The organism is Flavobacterium sp. KACC 22763 (genome assembly GCF_028736155.1).
Classification (GTDB): domain Bacteria; phylum Bacteroidota; class Bacteroidia; order Flavobacteriales; family Flavobacteriaceae; genus Flavobacterium.
Genome location: NZ_CP117879.1, coordinates 2,939,288 through 2,958,388 on the forward strand (window position 1 = coordinate 2,939,288; position 19,101 = coordinate 2,958,388).

Consider the following 19,101-nt stretch of genomic DNA (forward strand, 5'->3'; position numbering starts at 1 on the left):
ATGCAATAATTAAATATATTTGCTCAACAACAACCATAAAAAACCAGATTAATCATGAAAAAGTTACTCTTTATTTCAGTGTTGGTTTTGTGCATTCAAACAGCATTTGGACAAGCAAAAACAGTTACTGGAACAGTAAAAAGCAAAGCAGACGGAATTCCAATTCCTGGAGTCAGCGTCGTTATTCAGGGAACGAATAACGGTACGACAACTGACTTTGATGGACACTACAGTATTTCTGTAGCATCAGGACGAACTCTAAACTTTAGTTACATGGGGTATGAAACCCAATCAATTAAAGTGGAAAGCCAACAGAAAATAGATGTTGGTCTTTCAGAAAGCACTTCGAAACTAGACGAAGTTGTTGTTGTAGGTTTTGCTTCTCAGAAAAAAGCTAATCTTACTGGAGCGGTTGCAAAAGTAGATGTTAAAAAAGCTCTAGGAAGTGTCCCTATTACTGATATCACAAGAGGTTTACAAGGAACTACTCCTGGACTTAATATTACTTTTAATTCAGGTAATATAAGTAAAGGATCAAACGTTAACATTCGTGGAGCCGGAACTATTATAAATGGAGAAGCTAAAGGATCACCACTTATTTTAGTTGATGGTGTTCCAGGCGAATTGTCTATGCTAAATGCAGAAGATGTAGAATCTATGTCTGTACTTAAAGATGCCGCTTCTGCTTCTATTTATGGTGCTCGTGCTGCATTTGGAGTTATATTAATTACTACTAAAAGCGGTAAAAATTCTAAAGGAAAAGTAAGATTCGCTTATAGCAACAATACAGGTTGGAGCAATCCAATTTCTTTGGTTCAATTTAATGATCCAACTGTAGAGCTTCCAGCAATGATTGACGCGCAGGCTAGAGCTGGAAATGCAAATCCAGAATCTTTCGGTATGAACTACAAAACATTATTGCCTGGTATCATTAACTGGAAAGAAAAATATGCTGCAACTAGAAATCCAAATGACAAAAACATGATCTTAGGAGAAGATTTTGATGTTATTGGAGGAAAAGAATATTTCTACAGAATTTGGAATCCGCATGATGAAATGTTAAAGAAGAATGCGGTACAAACACTTCATAATTTATCTGCTCAAGGTTCTTTGAGTGACAAAAGTTCATTTATTGTTTCGTTAGGGCTTTCTAATCAAGATGGTGTAATGAAAATTAACAATGAAACCAACCAAAGATTCAACCTTAACCTTGGTTTGACAACGGAATTAGCAAGCTGGCTTACTGGAGATTTTAAAGTATTGGGAACTTTCCAAGAATACGATTCTCCTTTTAACTACTACAACAATGGTATTGATACTGCTGGTAACGGATATTTTGGATACTATATGCGTTGGGGTTCTTATTTCCCTTATGGAACTTATAATGGTACTTACTTTAGACATGCGCCTGGTTATATGGCAAATGCATCTCAAAACGAAAGTAAATCAAATGATATGAGGATAAGCGGAAGACTTACTGCTCAAGTTACAAAAGACTTTAATATCGTTGGAGAATACAGTTATAATACCAATTTTTCTAGTCTAAAAATGAATGGTGGTCAAGTACCGCTTTGGGACTGGTGGACAAGTGCTGCTGACTTAGTTGCCGGAAAACCTACTTCAATGGAAACTGCCAACGATTTTGTTGCGCAAGCGAAAACATCTTACACTAGAAATGTAGTCAATATCTTTGGAAATTACACTAAGACATTAGGAGAAAACCACAACTTTAAAGTATTAGGTGGTTTGAATACAGAATGGTACGATCAAGAAAGAACTTATGCTCGTAGAAATACACTTTTGGACAAAACCAAACCAGAATTTAACTTAGCTATTGGCGACCAATTTACTTCGCCTCTAGTTTCTAATGACATTTTAAATCCTGGTTTATCAAGATATGCCATTGCAGGATTTTTTGCACGTGTAAATTATGATTACAAAGGTAAATATCTATTGGAGGTAAACGGACGTTATGATGGTTCGTCAAAATTCCCTACTAATGAGCAATGGGGATTCTTCCCTTCTGCTTCTGTTGGATATAGAATTTCTGAAGAAAGTTTCATGGAAGGAACAAAAAGCTGGTTAAATGATTTGAAAATCCGTGGATCTATTGGTTCAATCGGAAATCAAAATATTGCTAACAATGCCTTTTTACCAGTTATGACTAACGTTACTACTAATCCTAACCCTTATTGGATTGGTAGCGGTACAACCATTCCTCCTACTGTTAATCAGCCAACAAACGTTGACCCGAATTTAACTTGGGAAAAGGTAACTACTCAAGATATTGGTATTGATATTAGAATATTTAGCATGTTAGGTTTAACTTTTGATTATTATCAACGTGATACTAAAGGAATGTTAGCTCCAGGTAAAACACTTCCGGGTTCATTTGGTCAGGCTGCTGCCAACACAAACTCAGGAAACTTAAGAACAAGAGGTTGGGAACTTGCACTTAACTTTAATAAACAAATCAACAAAGACATCAGTGTTTATGCAGATCTTACGCTTTCAGACAATACTACAGAAGTAACAGAATGGAACAACTCTGCTAAGTTAATCAGTACTTCGTCTTTTTACTCAGGTCAAAAATTGGGTGAAATCTGGGGATTGGAAACAGACCGATTAATTCAAACAACAGATCAAGTTGATGCTACAGGATTAATAGTAAACGGTGTTGATTATAAAAATATAAGAAGTGGAGCGTTTAAATTTGGCGCAGGAGATGTAATGTATAAAGATTTGGATGGAGACGGAGTAATCTCAAGAGGAGATGGAACTGCTCTTAAACCTGGAGATTTAAAAGTTATTGGTAACACTACACCTCGCTACCAATATGGAGTACGTTTAGGTGGTGCTTTATACGGATTTGATATAGATGCTTTCTTCCAAGGAGTTGGAAAACGTGATTACTGGACAACTTCAGACTTAGTATTGCCTTTCTACAACAGAACAGATGCTATGTATGAGAACCAAAATGATTACTGGACAACAGAAAATACAGATGCGTATTTCCCTAATCCATATCCTGGGCATGCAACTAATGCTTTTGGAACTTATGCTCCTGGATCAAACAATTTTGTGGCGCAAACTCGTTATTTATTAGATATGTCTTATTTACGTTTAAAATCGATGACTCTTGGATATACTTTCCCAAAAAGTATTTCACAAAAAGCTGGATTTGATAAAATTAGACCATACGTTTCAGGTTTCAACTTAGCTACTTGGAAAAGCAGCAAATTACCAGTAGACCCAGAAATTAATGAAAGTGAATCAATGTGGGGAAGAACTTTCCCTTACTCTAAAACATGGTCGGTTGGTATACAACTTGCGTTTTAATAAAGGTATTTAAAAATCAAAAATTAATTAAGATGAGAAAATTAATCATAAACTCTAAGATAAAACTATCAGTTGCCTTGCTTACTTTTGCAAGTCTAACTGTTAGCTGTTCAGATTTTTTGGATACACCTCCGGAAGATGTATTCACTGACAACAATTTTTGGACTTCAGAAAATAACGTAAAAACATTTTCTTGGTTGAACTATAATACCTTTAATGGATACGGAAACAATGCTGGTACTACGGCAGATTTTTATTTCCATGCTTCGGCAACAGGTTTAATAGATGACAACTTGGCGATGAACGTTTTCACTAACTTTCTAACAGCTCCAAATGCGACTAACTCAAACTGGAATGAATATTACACTTTGATTCGTCGTTGCAATCTTATGTTAGAAAGAGTGCCAAATGTTCCAATGGATCAGACTAAGAAAAATCACTATATTGGTGTTGCTAAATTCTTTAGAGCTCACACTTATTTTCGTTTAGCACAGCAGTTTGGTAATGTTCCTTATACAGACCAATATTTAGCTCAAAGCGATGCAAATGTTTATAAACCTGCTTTATCGAGAGCAGAAGTAATAGATAATGTAATTAAAGACTTAGAAGAAGCGATTCCGTTGTTATTAAACGTTGATGATAGCAATGTAACTGTAAATAAATATACTGCTTATGCATTATTAAGCCGAGTATGTTTGGGTGAAGGTACTTACAGAAAATACAATTTGGCTCAGAATGGAAATGCGTATCTTCAGAAAGCTAAAGATGCATCTTTAGCCGTAATGAATAACAACGCTTATAAATTAAACACAGATTGGAAATCTCTTTACAATTCTGTTGAGTTATTAGGAAATACTGAAGTAATCTTAACAAAAAGATACATCAAAGGTGTTTTAGGAAATGGAATCCAAGCCTATACTAATACATCTACTGTTCAAAACGGATTAACAAAATTTGCTGCAGAAAGTTATGTAACTACTAACGGATTGCCAATTAAACAAACTGGTAATGCTCAATATTTAGGAGACAACACTATTGCAAATACTTTTGCTAACAGAGATCCAAGATTTGCTAAAGCTTTCAGCACAGCAGACTATGCTTACTCTGACAAACCTTATAACGGTTTAACATCTATAACGGGTTATGTATTTCAATTGTATAATAATCCTGCTACAACAGGTACAGAGGTTACGACAATTGGACAAAATCAAATTGACGCTCCAGTTTTCACACTAAGCGAAGTTTATTTGAATTATGCTGAAGCATGTGCTGAATTAGGTACAATCACTACTGCAGATTTAAATTTATCACTTAACAAAGTTCGTACACGTGCTGGAATTGCAACTTTGACTACAGATGGTGCAAATGCAAGTGCAAACGGCGTTCAGATAGATGACCCGCAAAGAACAACTGCATTAGAGCAAATTTCGGGAATTGTTAATCCAATTATATGGGAGATTCGTCGTGAGCGCAGAATCGAGTTTATGGCTTGGACAACAATGAGAAAAGAAGATCTTATGCGTTGGAAAAAAGGAGATTATCTAGATACTAATTCTAATCCAGATGTTATTTTAGGAGCTAGAATAATGGCCTTAATAGGAACTAACTCTAAAACAAAAGTAAACGCGCAAGGATATGTAATTCCTTATGCAGCTGGTGTGTCAAGATTATTTATATCGCCAAAAAATTACTTGAGTGCAATTCCGACAAATGATATCAATTTATACGCTGCAGAAGGTGTAGAATTAAAACAAAATCCAGGCTGGTAATTCGGTAAAAACTAAAATACCACATCTAATACAACTGCCTCCGACGTGAGACTTTTCGGAGGCAGTATTTTAAAATACTCTTTTTAGACGCATTGTGACCAATAAAAAGACCAAGTAGAAAAATTAATCCTGATTCATGCAGGTTATATCTTGTTAGTTTTTAGATTCCCCAAATCTGCCTAAAACATTCATATACTCCAATAAAATAGTAATTTTATTAGTCCAATTCGTCTTTAACTAATAACTGTATTTAAAATGATAAAATTTATAGCAAAAAGTGCTTTTGTTACAGCATTTCTGTTTCATGCTACGTCATATTCGGCAAACATTCAGCCCAATACAATAGTTATTTCAGCAGAAATCAATAACACTGTTATAAAAACGGGAGCTGACAATTACGAAAAATATCTTCCGCTATTAAAAGATAAAAAAGTCGGAATTGTAACCAATCAGACTGGAATTTTATCCAACAAAACCCATGTTGTTGATTTTTTATTGGAGAAAAATATTGCTGTTCAGACTATTTTTGCTCCTGAGCACGGATTTAGAGGAACAGCCGATGCCGGCGAACATGTTGTTGATGGAAAAGATCAGAAAACAGGCTTGCCGATTATTTCGCTTTATGGCGACAACAAAAAGCCAAAACCAGCGCAGTTATCTGGAATTGATGTCATGATTTTTGACCTGCAAGATGTAGGAGCACGATTCTACACCTACATTTCTTCTTTACATTATGTAATGGAAGCTTGTGCAGAAAATAACGTTCCGCTTATTGTTTTTGATCGTCCAAATCCAAATGGCTCTATCGTAGACGGCCCACTTTTAGAAAAAGAATTTACCAGTTTTGTCGGCATGCACCCTATTCCGCTCCTACACGGAATGACAATTGGTGAATATGCTCAAATGGTAAATGGAGAAAAATGGCTGAAAGATGGCGCTCAATGTAAACTAACCGTTATTCCTTGCGTAGATTACAGCAGAACAATGCCATACAGTTTATTGGTAAAACCGTCTCCAAATTTGCCAAATGACCAGTCTATAAATTTATACGCAAGTTTATGCCTTTTTGAAGGAACAAATGTGAGTATGGGACGCGGAACCGAAAAACAATTTCAAATCTACGGTTCTCCCTATTTAACCAAAACCAATTTCAGTTTTACTCCGAAACCCAATTTTGGCGCAAAAGATCCTTTATACAATGGAAAAGAATGCTTTGGCGAAGATTTGACTGCTTACCCTAAATTGAAACAATTAGAACTGAAATGGCTTATTAAAGCGTATCAGAATACGAGCGATAAAACAAAATTCTTCAATGCCTTTTTTATAAAACTGGCAGGAACAAAAAAATTACAGCAGCAAATTGAAAGTGGTGTTTCTGAAGGTGAGATCAGAAAAACATGGCAGAAAGATCTAGAAGCATTCAAAAAAATGCGAACAAAATACCTGATTTATAAATAATATTTCTAATTCAGTTCTCTTAGACTTAATTTTTTAAACACTAGAAACATAGAATTTGATAGACCTACAAAAAAGCGTTCCATTAGCATAAACACACACATATATATTGCTAGCAGAAATGTAGTTCTCTTTGGTTTGTTTTTTTAAAGATTGGTTACCTTTTTAAACAAAAATCAAAACCTGTGTTTCTATGTTTTAAAATTAAATTCCATTCAAGATAAAAACAGCAAACTATTAATGTAAAATGAGATCCTGAAATTGAAAAATTTTAGTTTCAAAAATCAAAAAAAAGAAAAATGAAAAATAAAAATCCTGAAACTGAACAAGAATCTTTGTACAAAGACTTGGATCAAATGAGCGTGAAAGAACTTCTTACAAACATTAATACAGAAGACAAAAAAGTTCCGCATATTATTGAAGAACAGATTCCTAAAATAGAAAAACTGATTAAAGCCATTGTAAAAAAAATGCAGCTGGGCGGAAGATTATTTTATATCGGAGCCGGAACTTCTGGGAGAATCGGAATTTTAGATGCATCTGAATGTCCACCAACTTTTGGTGTTCCGCATGATATGATTATCGGAATTATTGCTGGCGGAGACACTGCGATCAGAAAAGCAGTAGAAAATGCAGAAGATGATACCGAACAAGCTTGGAAAGATCTGGCAAAATTCGAAATTTCGAGCTTAGATATGATTATCGGAATTGCTGCTTCTGGTAATACGCCATACGTTTTAGGAGCCCTTAAAAAAGCTAAAGAACACAATATTAAAACGGGAAGTATTTCGTGCATCAGCAACGGACTTATCGCTCAAGAAGCTGATTATCCGATTGAATTGATTGTAGGACCTGAATTCTTAACAGGAAGCACAAGAATGAAAGCAGGAACAGCTCAAAAGCTTACTTTGAATATGATTTCTACTTCGGTAATGATCAAACTAGGAAAAGTAAAAGGCAATAAAATGGTTGATATGCAGTTATCTAACGAAAAATTGGTTAAACGCGGTATCAAGATGATTATGGAAGAACTTGCCATTGAATATGAAGTTGCCGAAGAATTGCTGCATAAACATAAAAGCGTAAGAGGTGTACTTCTTGCTCACAACAAAAACCAGGAAAACTAAAAACACACTATCAAAATCTTTTTATAGATTTATACAAATTCAAAAGCTGAATAAAATCATTTTTTGGAGTTTTTAACACCGACCTGACAGACTAAAATCCGTCAGGTCAATTAAAAAACAGCTTCCAGTTTATATTTAACACATAGAAACATAGTTCCGAGGCTTCAGGATTGCGTCAAAAAAAGAAAATAAAAGAAACTAGTTTCCACACATAGTATAGCCTATGTTTATTTAAATTAGTGAAACGCCTTTTTTAAAATTTTGAAAAAAAACTATGTTCCTATGTGTTAAAATAATTGCAGCCAATAGCTTTAAATAATTCATAAAAACCAAAAATTACCAAAACTATAAAATGACACCAAGTACCATCCTTCTCCTTATTATTATTTATTTCGGAACATTGTTCTATATATCACACAGAGTCAGCAGAAAAGACAGCGGAAATGAAGCTTTTTTTACAGCCAATAAAAACTCAAAATGGTATTTAGTCGCTTTCGGAATGATTGGAACTGCTCTTTCTGGAGTAACCTTTATTTCTGTTCCTGGAGAAGTTGGCGCACCAAGTGGTGAACAATTTAAATATTTTCAGTTTGTTTTAGGAAATGCGCTTGGATTTATTGTCATTACAAAGCTTTTGCTGCCTTTATACTACAGAATGAATCTGACTTCGATTTATGGATATATCGAGCAAAGAATGGGTTTTTTCAGCTATAAAACAGCAGCTTCTATTTTCTTAATTAGCCGTACAATAAGTTCTGCTTTCAGATTGTATTTGGTTGTGATCGTTTTACAGCGTTTTGTGTTCGATTTTTATCATGTTCCTTTTGCGTTTACTGTTTTAATTTCGCTGCTGTTAATCTTCTCTTATACCTATAGAGGCGGATTAAAAACAATTATTATTACAGATACGTTACAGACATTCTTTTTGGTTACTTCTGTTTTCCTTACTATTTATTTCATCTGTGATCGTATGGATTTAACTGCCATCAGCGCATTTGAAGAAGTAAAAAACAGTAATTACTCTAAGATCTTTTTCTTTGATGATTTTATGGGAAGTAAATTCCATTTTGTAAAACAAATTTTGGGCGGAATGTTCGTAACTATCGCTATGACTGGTCTAGATCAAGATTTAATGCAAAAGAACTTGAGCTGTAAAAACATTGGCGAAGCACAGAAAAATATGTTCACTTTTACAGGAATCTTTGTTATCATTAATATTTTCTTTTTGAGTGTTGGAGCGTTGTTATACATCTATGCCAATAAAAACGGAATTGCTGTTCCAACCGATTTAATTACAGGAAAACCAAGAACCGATTTACTTTTTCCTGAAATTGCCTTAAACCATTTAGCACTTGTTCCTGCAATTGTATTTTTATTGGGAATTATTGCTGCCACTTTTGCAACCACAGATTCTGCTCTAACAGCCTTAACAACTTCTTTTTGCGTTGATTTTTTAGGTATGGATAAAGCCGAAAACAGCCATAAGAAAAACACCGTAAAAATTAGACATTTAGTGCATATCAGTTTTTCGGTTTTAGTCTTTTTTATCATCCTTATTTTCAACTCAATAAATGACAGTTCTGTGGTAGGAATGATCTTTAAAGTCGCTTCGTACACTTACGGCCCATTATTAGGATTATACGCTTTTGGTTTATTCCAAAAATCGAGACATGTAAATGATAAACTGGTTCCGTTTATCTGTTTGCTTTCTCCATTATTTACCTATTTCATCAATGAATATTCTAAAGTTTTATTTGCAGGATATGTTTTTGACAATGAATTAATTATACTAAACGGATTAATTACTTATTTAGGATTATTTATAACCAGTTCACGCAGTGAGAAAGAAATAAGTTTTTAATTCAGCTTAATACTATTGATGAATCAATTTGAATTTAAATGCATTAAACTCAAATTGATTCTTAAAAAAAATGATATGAAAAATCCATTCATAAAAATCAGTTTATACGCCGCTTTTATATTTTTAATTACCAATTGCGCATCCAAAAAAAATAATGGAACGACAGACGCTAAAAAGGATATTCCTTTAAAAGACACGGTTGTTTACGTACCAAAAAATACTTCAGATAAAAAAACTTTCTTTAAAGATTCTGATAAAGAAACGGCTTGGGTTGACAGCATTTATAACAAAATGACTGTGCAGGAAAAAATCGGGCAATTGTTTATGGTTTCTGCCTATTCCAACAAAGATTCTGTACACGTTAATCAGATTAGTAAATTGATTGAAGATTATAAAATAGGAAACGTTATTTTCTTTCAAGGCGGGCCAGTTCGTCAAGCGAAATTGACCAACTTATATCAGTCAAAAGCTAAAGTTCCTTTGATGATCGGAATCGATGCCGAATGGGGTTTGGCGATGCGATTAGATTCAACGTATCGTTATCCTTGGAATATGACTTTGGGCGCGATTCAAGATTTAAGCTTAATTGAAAATGTGGGGAAAAATATGGCAGCCGAAAACAAACGAATCGGCGTACATTTCAATTTTGCACCAGTTTTAGATATTAATACCAATCCGAAAAATCCAATTATCGGAAATCGTTCTTTTGGTGAAGATAAAGTCAATGTAACCGAAAAAGCTCTTGCTTTAATGAAAGGAATACAAGGAAATGGCGTTTTCTGTACCGGAAAACACTTTCCTGGACATGGCGACACTTCAACCGATTCGCATCATGCTTTACCTACCGTTAATTTTTCTAAAGAACGCATGGAATTGGTCGAACTATATCCATATAAAAAATTATTCGACGAAGGTTTGGCTTCTGTAATGGTGGCGCATCTTAATATTCCGAGTTTAGAATCACAGCCAAACTGCCCTTCTTCTGCTTCTTATAATGTGGTAACCAATCTGCTTCAAAAAGAATTAGGTTTTAATGGCTTAATTTTTACAGACGGTCTGGCGATGAAAGGTGCTGCCAATTTTAAAGGCCCTGGAGATTTGGAAATCGCTGTTATTTTAGCCGGAAACGATATTTTGCTTTGTCCAGAAAATGTACCAGTTGCTTTTCAGAAATTGGAAGAGGCTTACAATGCGCAAGTAATTACCGAAGAACGATTAGCACATTCGGTTAAAAAAATTCTTCATTTTAAATACAAAGCAGGACTGAACAAATACAAACCGATTGATTTAAATAATTTGTACAATAATTTGAATCCGTCGCAAAATGATGCTTTACATTATAAACTGTATGAAAATGCCATTACAGTTTTAAAAAATGAAAAAGAAATTCTTCCGATAAAAGATTTAAGCGAAAAAATTGCCTACATAAAACTAGGTGAAGATACCAACAGCGCTTTTGTTTCAACATTAAAAAAGTATACTGAAATCACCGAAGTGAAAGACACCAATCTGGACAGTCTAAACAAAGAATTGAAAAAATTCGACAAGGTTATTATCAGCTATCATAAAGTAAATAAAGCTTGGGAAAAACAAGAATTTACATTACAAGAAATGCTTTGGTTGAAAGAAATTGCAAAACACAACAATGTAATTTTAGACATTTTTGCAAAACCTTATTCGTTATTATCTATTAATAATTTTGATGATATTGAAGGATTGGTAGTTTCCTATCAAAACTCAGATATTAGTCAGGTTGTTTCGGCAGGATTGCTTTTTGGTGCCATCGAAGCCAAAGGAAAATTACCTGTTTCTATAAATGATGCTTTCCATGTAAATGATGGTTTGACTACCGAGAAACTAAATCGTCTGGCTTTTACAGCTCCAGAAAATGTAAATATGAATCCGGCAATATTATCTAAAATTGATGCCGTAGCACAAAAAGCAATTGATGGAAAAATGGCTCCGGGAATGCAGGTCTTAGTGGCCAGAAAAGGAAATGTTATTTTTCAGAAATCGTATGGAGCGCAAACTTACGATAACGGAAAAAAAATCGCAGATACCGATTTATACGATGTGGCTTCAATTTCAAAAATGATTTCGACATTGCCAAATGTGATGCAATTGTACGATAAAAACAAAGTAGAGCTGGACACAAAACTGAAAGATATGCTGCCTTTTTTTGCCAAAACAAACAAAGAAAACATCACTTTCAAAGATCTGTTAAATCACTACGCAGGACTTCAGGCTTGGATTCCGTTTTACAAAGCAACTTTAGACAAAAACAACAAACCTTCTGAGAAATATTATCGAAAAATAGCCGAAAACGGTTTTACAACAAAGGTAGCGGACAGTCTTTATATTCGAAATGATTATCATGACACGATTATGAAAATCATTGCTGAAAGTCCAGTAGCTCTAAAAAAAGAATATAAATACAGTGATTTTACTTTCATCATTTTAAAAGAATATTTAGAAAGAAAAACACATAAAAAACTAGAAGACCTAAGTAAAGAAAACTTCTTCAGTTCATTAGGAATGACTAATACGCTTTACAGTCCTTTAGATAAATTTGACAAAAGCAATATCGCTCCAACCGAAATTGACAACTATTTCAGACATCAGGTTATTCAAGGTTATGTACACGACATGGCCGCAGCAATGGAAGGCGGAGTTGCAGGTCACGCAGGAATTTTTTCTAATGCCATGGATGTAGCCAAAATGATGCAGCTGTTTTTACAAAAAGGAAATTACGGCGGCATTCAATATTTTTCTCCGCAGACTTTTGATGCTTTTAATACCTGCTATTACAAAAATCAAGGCGTTCTAAGAGGTTTAGGATTTGACAAAAGAGTACACAAAGGCGGGCCAACTTGCGACTGTGTTTCTGAAGCAAGTTTTGGACATACAGGTTTTACAGGCAACATGGCGTGGGCAGATCCAGAAACCGAAATTGTTTACGTATTCCTATCCAACAGAACCTATCCAGAAGTAGTAAATGACGAAAACAAATTAGCCAAAGGAAAAATCAGAGAAGAAATTCAGCAAATAATTCAGGATGCAATTATGAAATAAAAATTCCAAAATTTAAATTCCAAATTCCAAACAATAAACCAAAAACTATAAACCATAAACCATAAACCATAAACCATAAACTATCAACCATAAACTATCAAACCCAATGACAAAAGAACGTTTAACTTCACTCGATGTCTTTAGAGGATTTACCATTCTCTTAATGACGATTGTCAATAATCCGGGAAGCTGGTCATCTATTTATCCGCCCCTAGAACACGCCGAATGGCATGGTTGCACGCCTACTGATCTAGTTTTCCCGTTTTTTGTTTTTATTATGGGAACTGCAATTCCGTTTGCAATGCCTGTAAAACATTTTGACGGAAGTGTTTTCAATAAAATCTTAGTTCGCTCGCTTCGAATTTTCTGTTTAGGATTATTTTTAAGTGTTTTCAGTAGAATCCATTTATTTGGTTTAGAAGGAATTCCGTTATTAGGATTAAGATTGGTAATTGCTTTTGCCGTTGCTTATGCCCTTTTAGGAAATTTTTCAATGAAAGTAAAAACCATTCTGGCTATTGGCGTATTTCTAATCCTGATTTCATTATCATTTAGCGGACTTGAACATTTTGAAGATACCAGAATCCCAGGCGTTTTACAGCGAATTGCGATTGTGTATTTCTTTACTTCAATTTTATATTTAAAGACCAATTTAAAAACACAGCTTTTGGTTTTAGCTACGCTTTTAGTTGGATATTGGCTTGTAATGGCTTTTGTTCCCGTTCCTGGATTTGGCGCTGCCAATTTCGACAAAGGAACGAATCTTGCCGCTTGGATAGACGATACACTTCTAAACGGACATTTATGGGCATCTTCTAAAACTTGGGATCCAGAAGGAATCTTGAGCACTTTGCCAGCCATTGGAACTGGAATTTTAGGAATGTACATTGGTCAGCTGTTAAATTTATCGGTTGATAAAATGGAAATCGTAAAAAAGACCGCCATTGCAGGAACTGCTTTAGTAATTGGAGGCTTAATTTGGAACATCTTCTTCCCTATTAACAAATCACTTTGGACAAGTTCTTATGTTTTATACACAGCTGGAATTGCAACACTGTGTTTAACGCTTTTGTATTATATAATCGATATTAAAGGGCATAAAAAATGGACGAAATTATTCCTGATCTGGGGCGTAAACCCGATGATTGTGTTTTTCTTTTCTGGAATAATTCCGAGAGTTTTAAGCGGTATAAAAGTAGCCGATCCTGAAAAAGCTGGCGAAGAAATTGGACTTCAAGCATATATTTATAACCACGGAATTGTTCCTTGTTTTGAAAACCCATTAAATGCATCACTCGCTTATGCTTTATCTTATGCTGTTTTCTGGTCATTTATCTTATGGATTTTCTACAAAAAGAAACTGATTTTTAAAGTCTAACTATTTTTTTTAACACATAGAAACATAGTCTTGCAAACTTAAAAAGGCGTTTCACTAATTTAAATAAACATAGCTTGGCTATGTGTGGAAACTTGTTTCTTTTGCCATCTTTTTTTCGAAACAAAAAACTATGTCTCTATGTGTTAAAATTAAATTATATTCAGTTTCAGCCGGACTTAATAGTTTGATTTGGTCATCGTTCTAACACTTATGTAAAGATCATTTTTCTTTTTTTCTAAAAATTTTAAGAAAAGCAGTATCTTGCCGTACCAACAAAAGTGTCAGTTTATAAATTATGGATAGTCCGGTTGAAATTCCTTTTAAAAGCTTTATTCAGCTTAAACCCGAAGAAAGCACTGCTATTTATTTGCAGCTTGTTTTTGAATTTATCAAAGCCATACAAACAGGCTTTCTTCCCGAAGGCACCAAACTTCCCGGTACCAGAATTTTATGTAAAGTGCTTTCTGTTAACCGAAACACTTTAATCAAAGCCTTTCAGGATTTAGAATCGCAGGGTTGGATTGAAACACTTCCGAATAAAGGAACTTTTATTTTATCACAGCAAAAACAAAAAAACAAAGCTGAATTTACCGTTTCGAAAGAACAAAATACCACTCCAGACAATATTGGTTTCAGTTTTCAGCGATCTACTATTCTTGAAAGTCCGATTGAAATCAGTAATCTGCCGTATCAATTTAATGACGGAATGCCCGATTTACGATTGGTTCAAACCGATGTTTTGGCTAGATTATATGTTTCAAAATTAAAAAGACGAAAAACGTCCAAAACCTACGAGCAGATAGAATTGCGTTCGCATTCTAATTTTAAAACTCATTTTTCCAATTATCTGAATCTTACCCGAGGAATTCGTATTTCGACTTCAAACCTTCTTACAGCCAGCAGTCACGAAATTGCTCTGTATCTGGTTACAAAAGTACTTATTGCTCCAGGCGATAAAGTAGTAGTTGCATCGCCGGGATATTATATGTCAAACATGACATTGACCAATACCGGAGCGCAGATTATTTCTATTCCAGTAAATGAAGACGGAATTGACACCAAGCGTTTGAAGGAAATTTGCGAAACAACCAAAATCAGGGTTTTATATCTAACATCCAATTATCATTATCCAACCACTATTTCCCTTAGTGCTAAAAAAAGAATGGAAGTTTTGGATTTGGCCAATCAATACGGATTTGTGATTCTGGAAGACGATTACGATTTTGAATTTCATTACGATAATAATCCTGTTTTGCCCTTGGCTGCTTTTGATTCCAATCAGAAAGTGGTTTATATTGGTTCTTTCGGAAAATCATTGCCATCAGGATTCAGTTACGGATTTGTAGCCGCACCTGCCGAATTTATCAAAGAACTCGAAAAGCATCAAAACATCTTAGAACCCAGAATTGATGTCATAAAAGAGCAGGTTCTTACCGAATGGATTACAGAAGGCGAAGTGCATCGTCTTTCTAAAAAAAATAAAAAAATCTATAAAGAACGTCGCGATTATTTTGTTTCAATTCTAAACGAAAAACTTAAAGGCAAAATCAAGTTTAAAGTGCCACCAAGAGGATTGGCAATTTGGGTCGAATGGCTGGATCATTTTAATCTGGTTCAGTTTCAAAAAGAATGTTCCAAACAGGGTTTATTTCTGCCAAAGACCATTTTATACCAAACCAAAAACCTTACTGCAACCCGTTTAGGATTTGGGAATTTAGAACGTGAAGAAATGGAAAAAGCAGTCCCTATTTTAAGCGAATGTCTTGCCATTATTACACAACAATAAACATTTATCTTACTGACAATTATATAAATTGTAAAGTTAATCCTATAACAGAAAAAAGAGCTGTTGAAAGTAACTTTGATATAGAGTTTTTATTCAAAAAAGACTTATTGAATTTTTATGTGATTACTGATCTTCTATTGTTATGGAATATCAAAATAGTATGGGTAAAGAAGTACCAATTTCGCCACTCAATACACTTATTTCAGGGGTTATCAGTGGTGTAATTGGCATATTCAGCTGGATTATTCGATTTAAAAGTAACCAAGTATCAACCCCCAATTGACTTTAACGGTTGCGATATTCAGCTGTTCTTTGCCCATATTTTTTTGCAAAAAAAAAGACCTCAACAAATGAGATCTTTTAATTGGAAATATTATTTTCTTACCAGCCTTTTACTGCTCCGCCTTTAAATTCTTGCTCGGCTGCTTTTTCTACTTCTGGAGATTGAAAAGCTTGTAAAAACTGTTTTACTTTTTCTTCATTTTTATTGTCTTCACGGCTTACCACCAAATTCACATAAGGAGAATCTTTATCTTCAATAAACAAGGCATCACGAGAAGGAACCAATCCAGCTGCAGAAGCAAAAGTATTGTTGATAATAGCGATAGAAACATTCTCATCATCCAAAGCTCTTGGCAATTGAGGCGCTTCCAATTCTAAAATTTTCAAGTTTTTAGGATTGCTCACAATGTCTGTTACTTTTGGCAATAAACCAACATTTTCTTTTAATTTCAATAATCCGTTTTTCTGTAGAAGCAATAAAGAACGTCCGCCGTTTGTTGGATCATTTGGAATAATAATCGTGCTTTCGTTTTTCAATTCAGAAAGGCTTTTTATTTTTCTAGAATAACCAGCAATAGGATACACAAATGTATTCCCGATAATAGCCAATTTGTAGCCTCTTTGTTTAGATTGCTCGTCTAAATAAGGTTTGTGCTGAAACGCATTTGCGTCAATATCTCCTTGACTTAAGGCCTCGTTTGGAATTACATAATCGTTAAAAGAAACTAGTTCTACTTCCAATCCGAATTTTTCTTTTGCTACTTTTTTAGCCGCTTCTGCCACTTTCAATTCTGGCCCAGAAGCAACCCCTACTTTTATAAAATGAGGATCGTTATTTTTACTTTTTCCGCAATTGGATAAAACAAGCGCCAAAGCCAAAACTCCAGCAGTTTTTAAAATATTAAGTTTCATATATTTCTAATTGTAAATTGTTAATTATAAATTGTTAATTGATCATTATCTATGATCGAATCGTTTTGATAATCTATCGCCCGCAAACTGAATCACGAATACTAAAATGACCAATAAAGCCAAAACTGAGTTCATTGTTACGGCATCATAACCAATATAACCGTATTGATAGCCAACTTGTCCTAAACCGCCTGCACCGACAGCTCCGCCCATTGCAGAATAACCTACGAGAGTGATTAAAGTAATTGAAGCTGCATTGATTAAAGAAGGTAAAGCTTCTGGCAACAATACTTTGTACACAATTTGCAAAGGAGTTGCTCCTAAAGCTCTTGCTGCTTCAATTAATCCTGATGGAAGGCTTAACAGACTATTTTCTACCAAACGAGCAATAAATGGCGCCGCACCAATGCTTAACGGAACCAAAGCCGCACTCACACCAATTGATGTTCCAACTATGGCACGTGTAAACGGAATCATCCAAACGATTAAAATAATGAATGGTATAGAACGAAAAACGTTTACCACGATTGATAATATTCTATTTAAAACGGGCTGTTCTAGAATTTGATTTTTACGAGTTAAGAATAATAAAATTCCTGTTGGAAGTCCTAACAAAAAACCGAAAAAGCCCGATACAAAAGTCATAACAATGGTTTCCCATGTTCCTTTTAACAATAAATCTATAAGAGAATCAGACATAACCTATAATTTCTGTTTTAATGTGTTTTGAATTAAAATATTGAATGGCAGCATCGTAATTTTCGCGTTTTCCTGATAATTCGATCAGCATTACACCAAAATTAACTTCGCCTGCCTGATCCATTTGTGCGCTAACGATTTTAAAATCGGTATCAAAAAGTCTTGAAACTTCTGAGATAACAGGCTCGTTAACCGATTTTCCTGTCATTTCCAATTTCAATAACGGATTCAGATTTCCGTTGTCTTCTTTTTGTAGTTTGTCTTGATATACAGACGGAACTTCGATATGAAGCGAAGAAGAAATAAACTCTTTTGTCAATTCATGTTTTGGGTCGGCGAAAATTTCTCCAACACTTCCCTGCTCGATCAATTTTCCGTGACTGATAACCGCAACTTCATCACAAATAGATTTTACGACTTCCATTTGGTGCGTAATCAGCAAAACGGTAATATTAAGGCGTTTATTAATGTCTTTTAATAAATTTAAAATCGATCTAGTTGTTGCAGGATCTAGCGCACTTGTAGCTTCATCGCACAATAAAACTTTCGGATTATTGGCTAAAGTTCTTGCAATCGCTACTCTTTGCTTCTGACCTCCCGAAAGACTTGCTGGATAATCGTTGGCTTTTTCTGCCAATCCAACCAATTGCAATAATTCTAAAACACGAGTATTGATTTCGCTTTTTGAAGTTCCAGCCAATTCTAAAGGAAAAGCAACATTTTCGAAAACCGTTCTCGAAGAAAGCAGATTAAAATGCTGAAAAATCATTCCGATTTGTCTTCTTTCAATCGCCAGTTCTGCGTTTGATAACTGCATTAAAGCTTTTCCGTCAACGATAATTTCGCCAGAAGTTGGTCTTTCTAACAAATTCACGCAGCGAATCAGCGTACTTTTTCCTGCTCCGGAAGTTCCAATTACACCAAAAATTTTCCCTTCAGGAACCTTTAAAGAGACATCAGACAAAGCAGCAACAATTCTGTCTTTCTGATGAAAAGTTTTGGTTACATTTTTTAATTCAATCATTCTTTACAGTTTAAAAACAAAAAAGCCTTCCATTAATTAGTTGAAAGGCTTATTCGAAATAAATTTTATCATTTTATATATTAAGCCAGATCAATAAATACCATTACAATAGCACAGCACATCATGCTGTAACGATAATAATTATTCATTTTCTGGTTATCTTTCTTCATAGCGAGTGCAAATTTAAATAGTTATTTTTAATTTTTAGCTATAAATCCTTAAAACTTTTATTTCCCTATCAATGTAGTAGGTTATTTTAAAATTCCAATCACTAAATTCCAATCACTAAATTCCAATCACTAAATTCCAATCACTAAATTCCAATCACTAAATTCCAATCACTAAATTCCAAATTCCAATTTTGAAAAATCCAAATTCCAAATTTCATTTCAATTAA

General features: G+C 34.4%; 11 protein-coding genes. 8 read left to right on the top strand and 3 right to left on the bottom strand.

The window, feature by feature from the left end:
* Positions 1 to 54 precede the first annotated feature (54 nt).
* The 8 genes from PQ463_RS11785 to PQ463_RS11820 all read left to right on the top strand — a co-directional run bounded on the left by PQ463_RS11785 (position 55) and on the right by PQ463_RS11820 (position 15,787).
* Positions 55 to 3,339: a SusC/RagA family TonB-linked outer membrane protein gene (locus PQ463_RS11785; RefSeq protein ID WP_274253874.1), complete on the top strand. Its 3,285-nt coding sequence runs from the start codon at positions 55 to 57 to the stop codon at positions 3,337 to 3,339.
* A 32-nt stretch (positions 3,340 to 3,371) separates the two neighbouring features.
* Positions 3,372 to 5,108 carry a RagB/SusD family nutrient uptake outer membrane protein gene (locus PQ463_RS11790; RefSeq protein ID WP_274253875.1) on the top strand — a complete coding sequence of 579 codons (1,737 nt, stop codon included), beginning with the start codon at positions 3,372 to 3,374 and terminating at the stop codon, positions 5,106 to 5,108.
* Positions 5,109 to 5,363: 255 nt separating this feature from the next.
* Entirely contained in the window at positions 5,364 to 6,566 is a 1,203-nt protein-coding gene (locus PQ463_RS11795) for an exo-beta-N-acetylmuramidase NamZ family protein (RefSeq protein WP_274253876.1), read from the top strand.
* A 296-nt stretch (positions 6,567 to 6,862) separates the two neighbouring features.
* A complete protein-coding gene (murQ, locus tag PQ463_RS11800; RefSeq protein WP_274253877.1) occupies positions 6,863 to 7,690 on the top strand; it encodes an N-acetylmuramic acid 6-phosphate etherase in 828 nt (275 codons plus the stop codon).
* A gap of 352 nt (positions 7,691 to 8,042) precedes the next feature.
* Positions 8,043 to 9,551 (top strand): sodium:solute symporter, encoded by a 1,509-nt coding sequence (locus tag PQ463_RS11805; protein ID WP_274253878.1) that lies wholly within the window; start codon positions 8,043 to 8,045, stop codon positions 9,549 to 9,551.
* 75 nt (positions 9,552 to 9,626) lie between these two features.
* Positions 9,627 to 12,623, top strand: a complete 2,997-nt coding sequence (locus PQ463_RS11810; RefSeq protein ID WP_274253879.1) for a serine hydrolase domain-containing protein — start codon at positions 9,627 to 9,629, stop codon at positions 12,621 to 12,623.
* 106 nt (positions 12,624 to 12,729) lie between these two features.
* Positions 12,730 to 14,001: an acyltransferase family protein gene (locus PQ463_RS11815; protein ID WP_274253880.1), complete on the top strand. Its 1,272-nt coding sequence runs from the start codon at positions 12,730 to 12,732 to the stop codon at positions 13,999 to 14,001.
* Between the two features lie 295 nt (positions 14,002 to 14,296).
* Positions 14,297 to 15,787: an aminotransferase-like domain-containing protein gene (locus PQ463_RS11820; RefSeq protein WP_274253881.1), complete on the top strand. Its 1,491-nt coding sequence runs from the start codon at positions 14,297 to 14,299 to the stop codon at positions 15,785 to 15,787.
* Between the two features lie 381 nt (positions 15,788 to 16,168).
* Here PQ463_RS11820 and metQ read toward each other — a convergent pair whose 3' ends face one another.
* From metQ to metN, 3 genes are read right to left on the bottom strand one after another with little or no spacing between them, the layout of a single operon-like run.
* The gene (metQ, locus tag PQ463_RS11825) at positions 16,169 to 16,981 is read right to left on the bottom strand and encodes a methionine ABC transporter substrate-binding lipoprotein MetQ (protein ID WP_274253882.1); all 813 of its coding nucleotides are present in this window, start codon (positions 16,979 to 16,981) and stop codon (positions 16,169 to 16,171) included.
* A 45-nt stretch (positions 16,982 to 17,026) separates the two neighbouring features.
* Positions 17,027 to 17,680 carry a methionine ABC transporter permease MetI gene (locus PQ463_RS11830; RefSeq protein WP_274253883.1) on the bottom strand — a complete coding sequence of 218 codons (654 nt, stop codon included), beginning with the start codon at positions 17,678 to 17,680 and terminating at the stop codon, positions 17,027 to 17,029.
* Complete coding sequence (metN, locus tag PQ463_RS11835; RefSeq protein ID WP_274253884.1) at positions 17,673 to 18,704, bottom strand: methionine ABC transporter ATP-binding protein MetN; 1,032 nt, start codon at positions 18,702 to 18,704, stop codon at positions 17,673 to 17,675. The genes PQ463_RS11830 and metN overlap by 8 nt, the downstream gene beginning before the upstream one ends.
* Between the last annotated feature and the right edge of the window lie 397 nt (positions 18,705 to 19,101).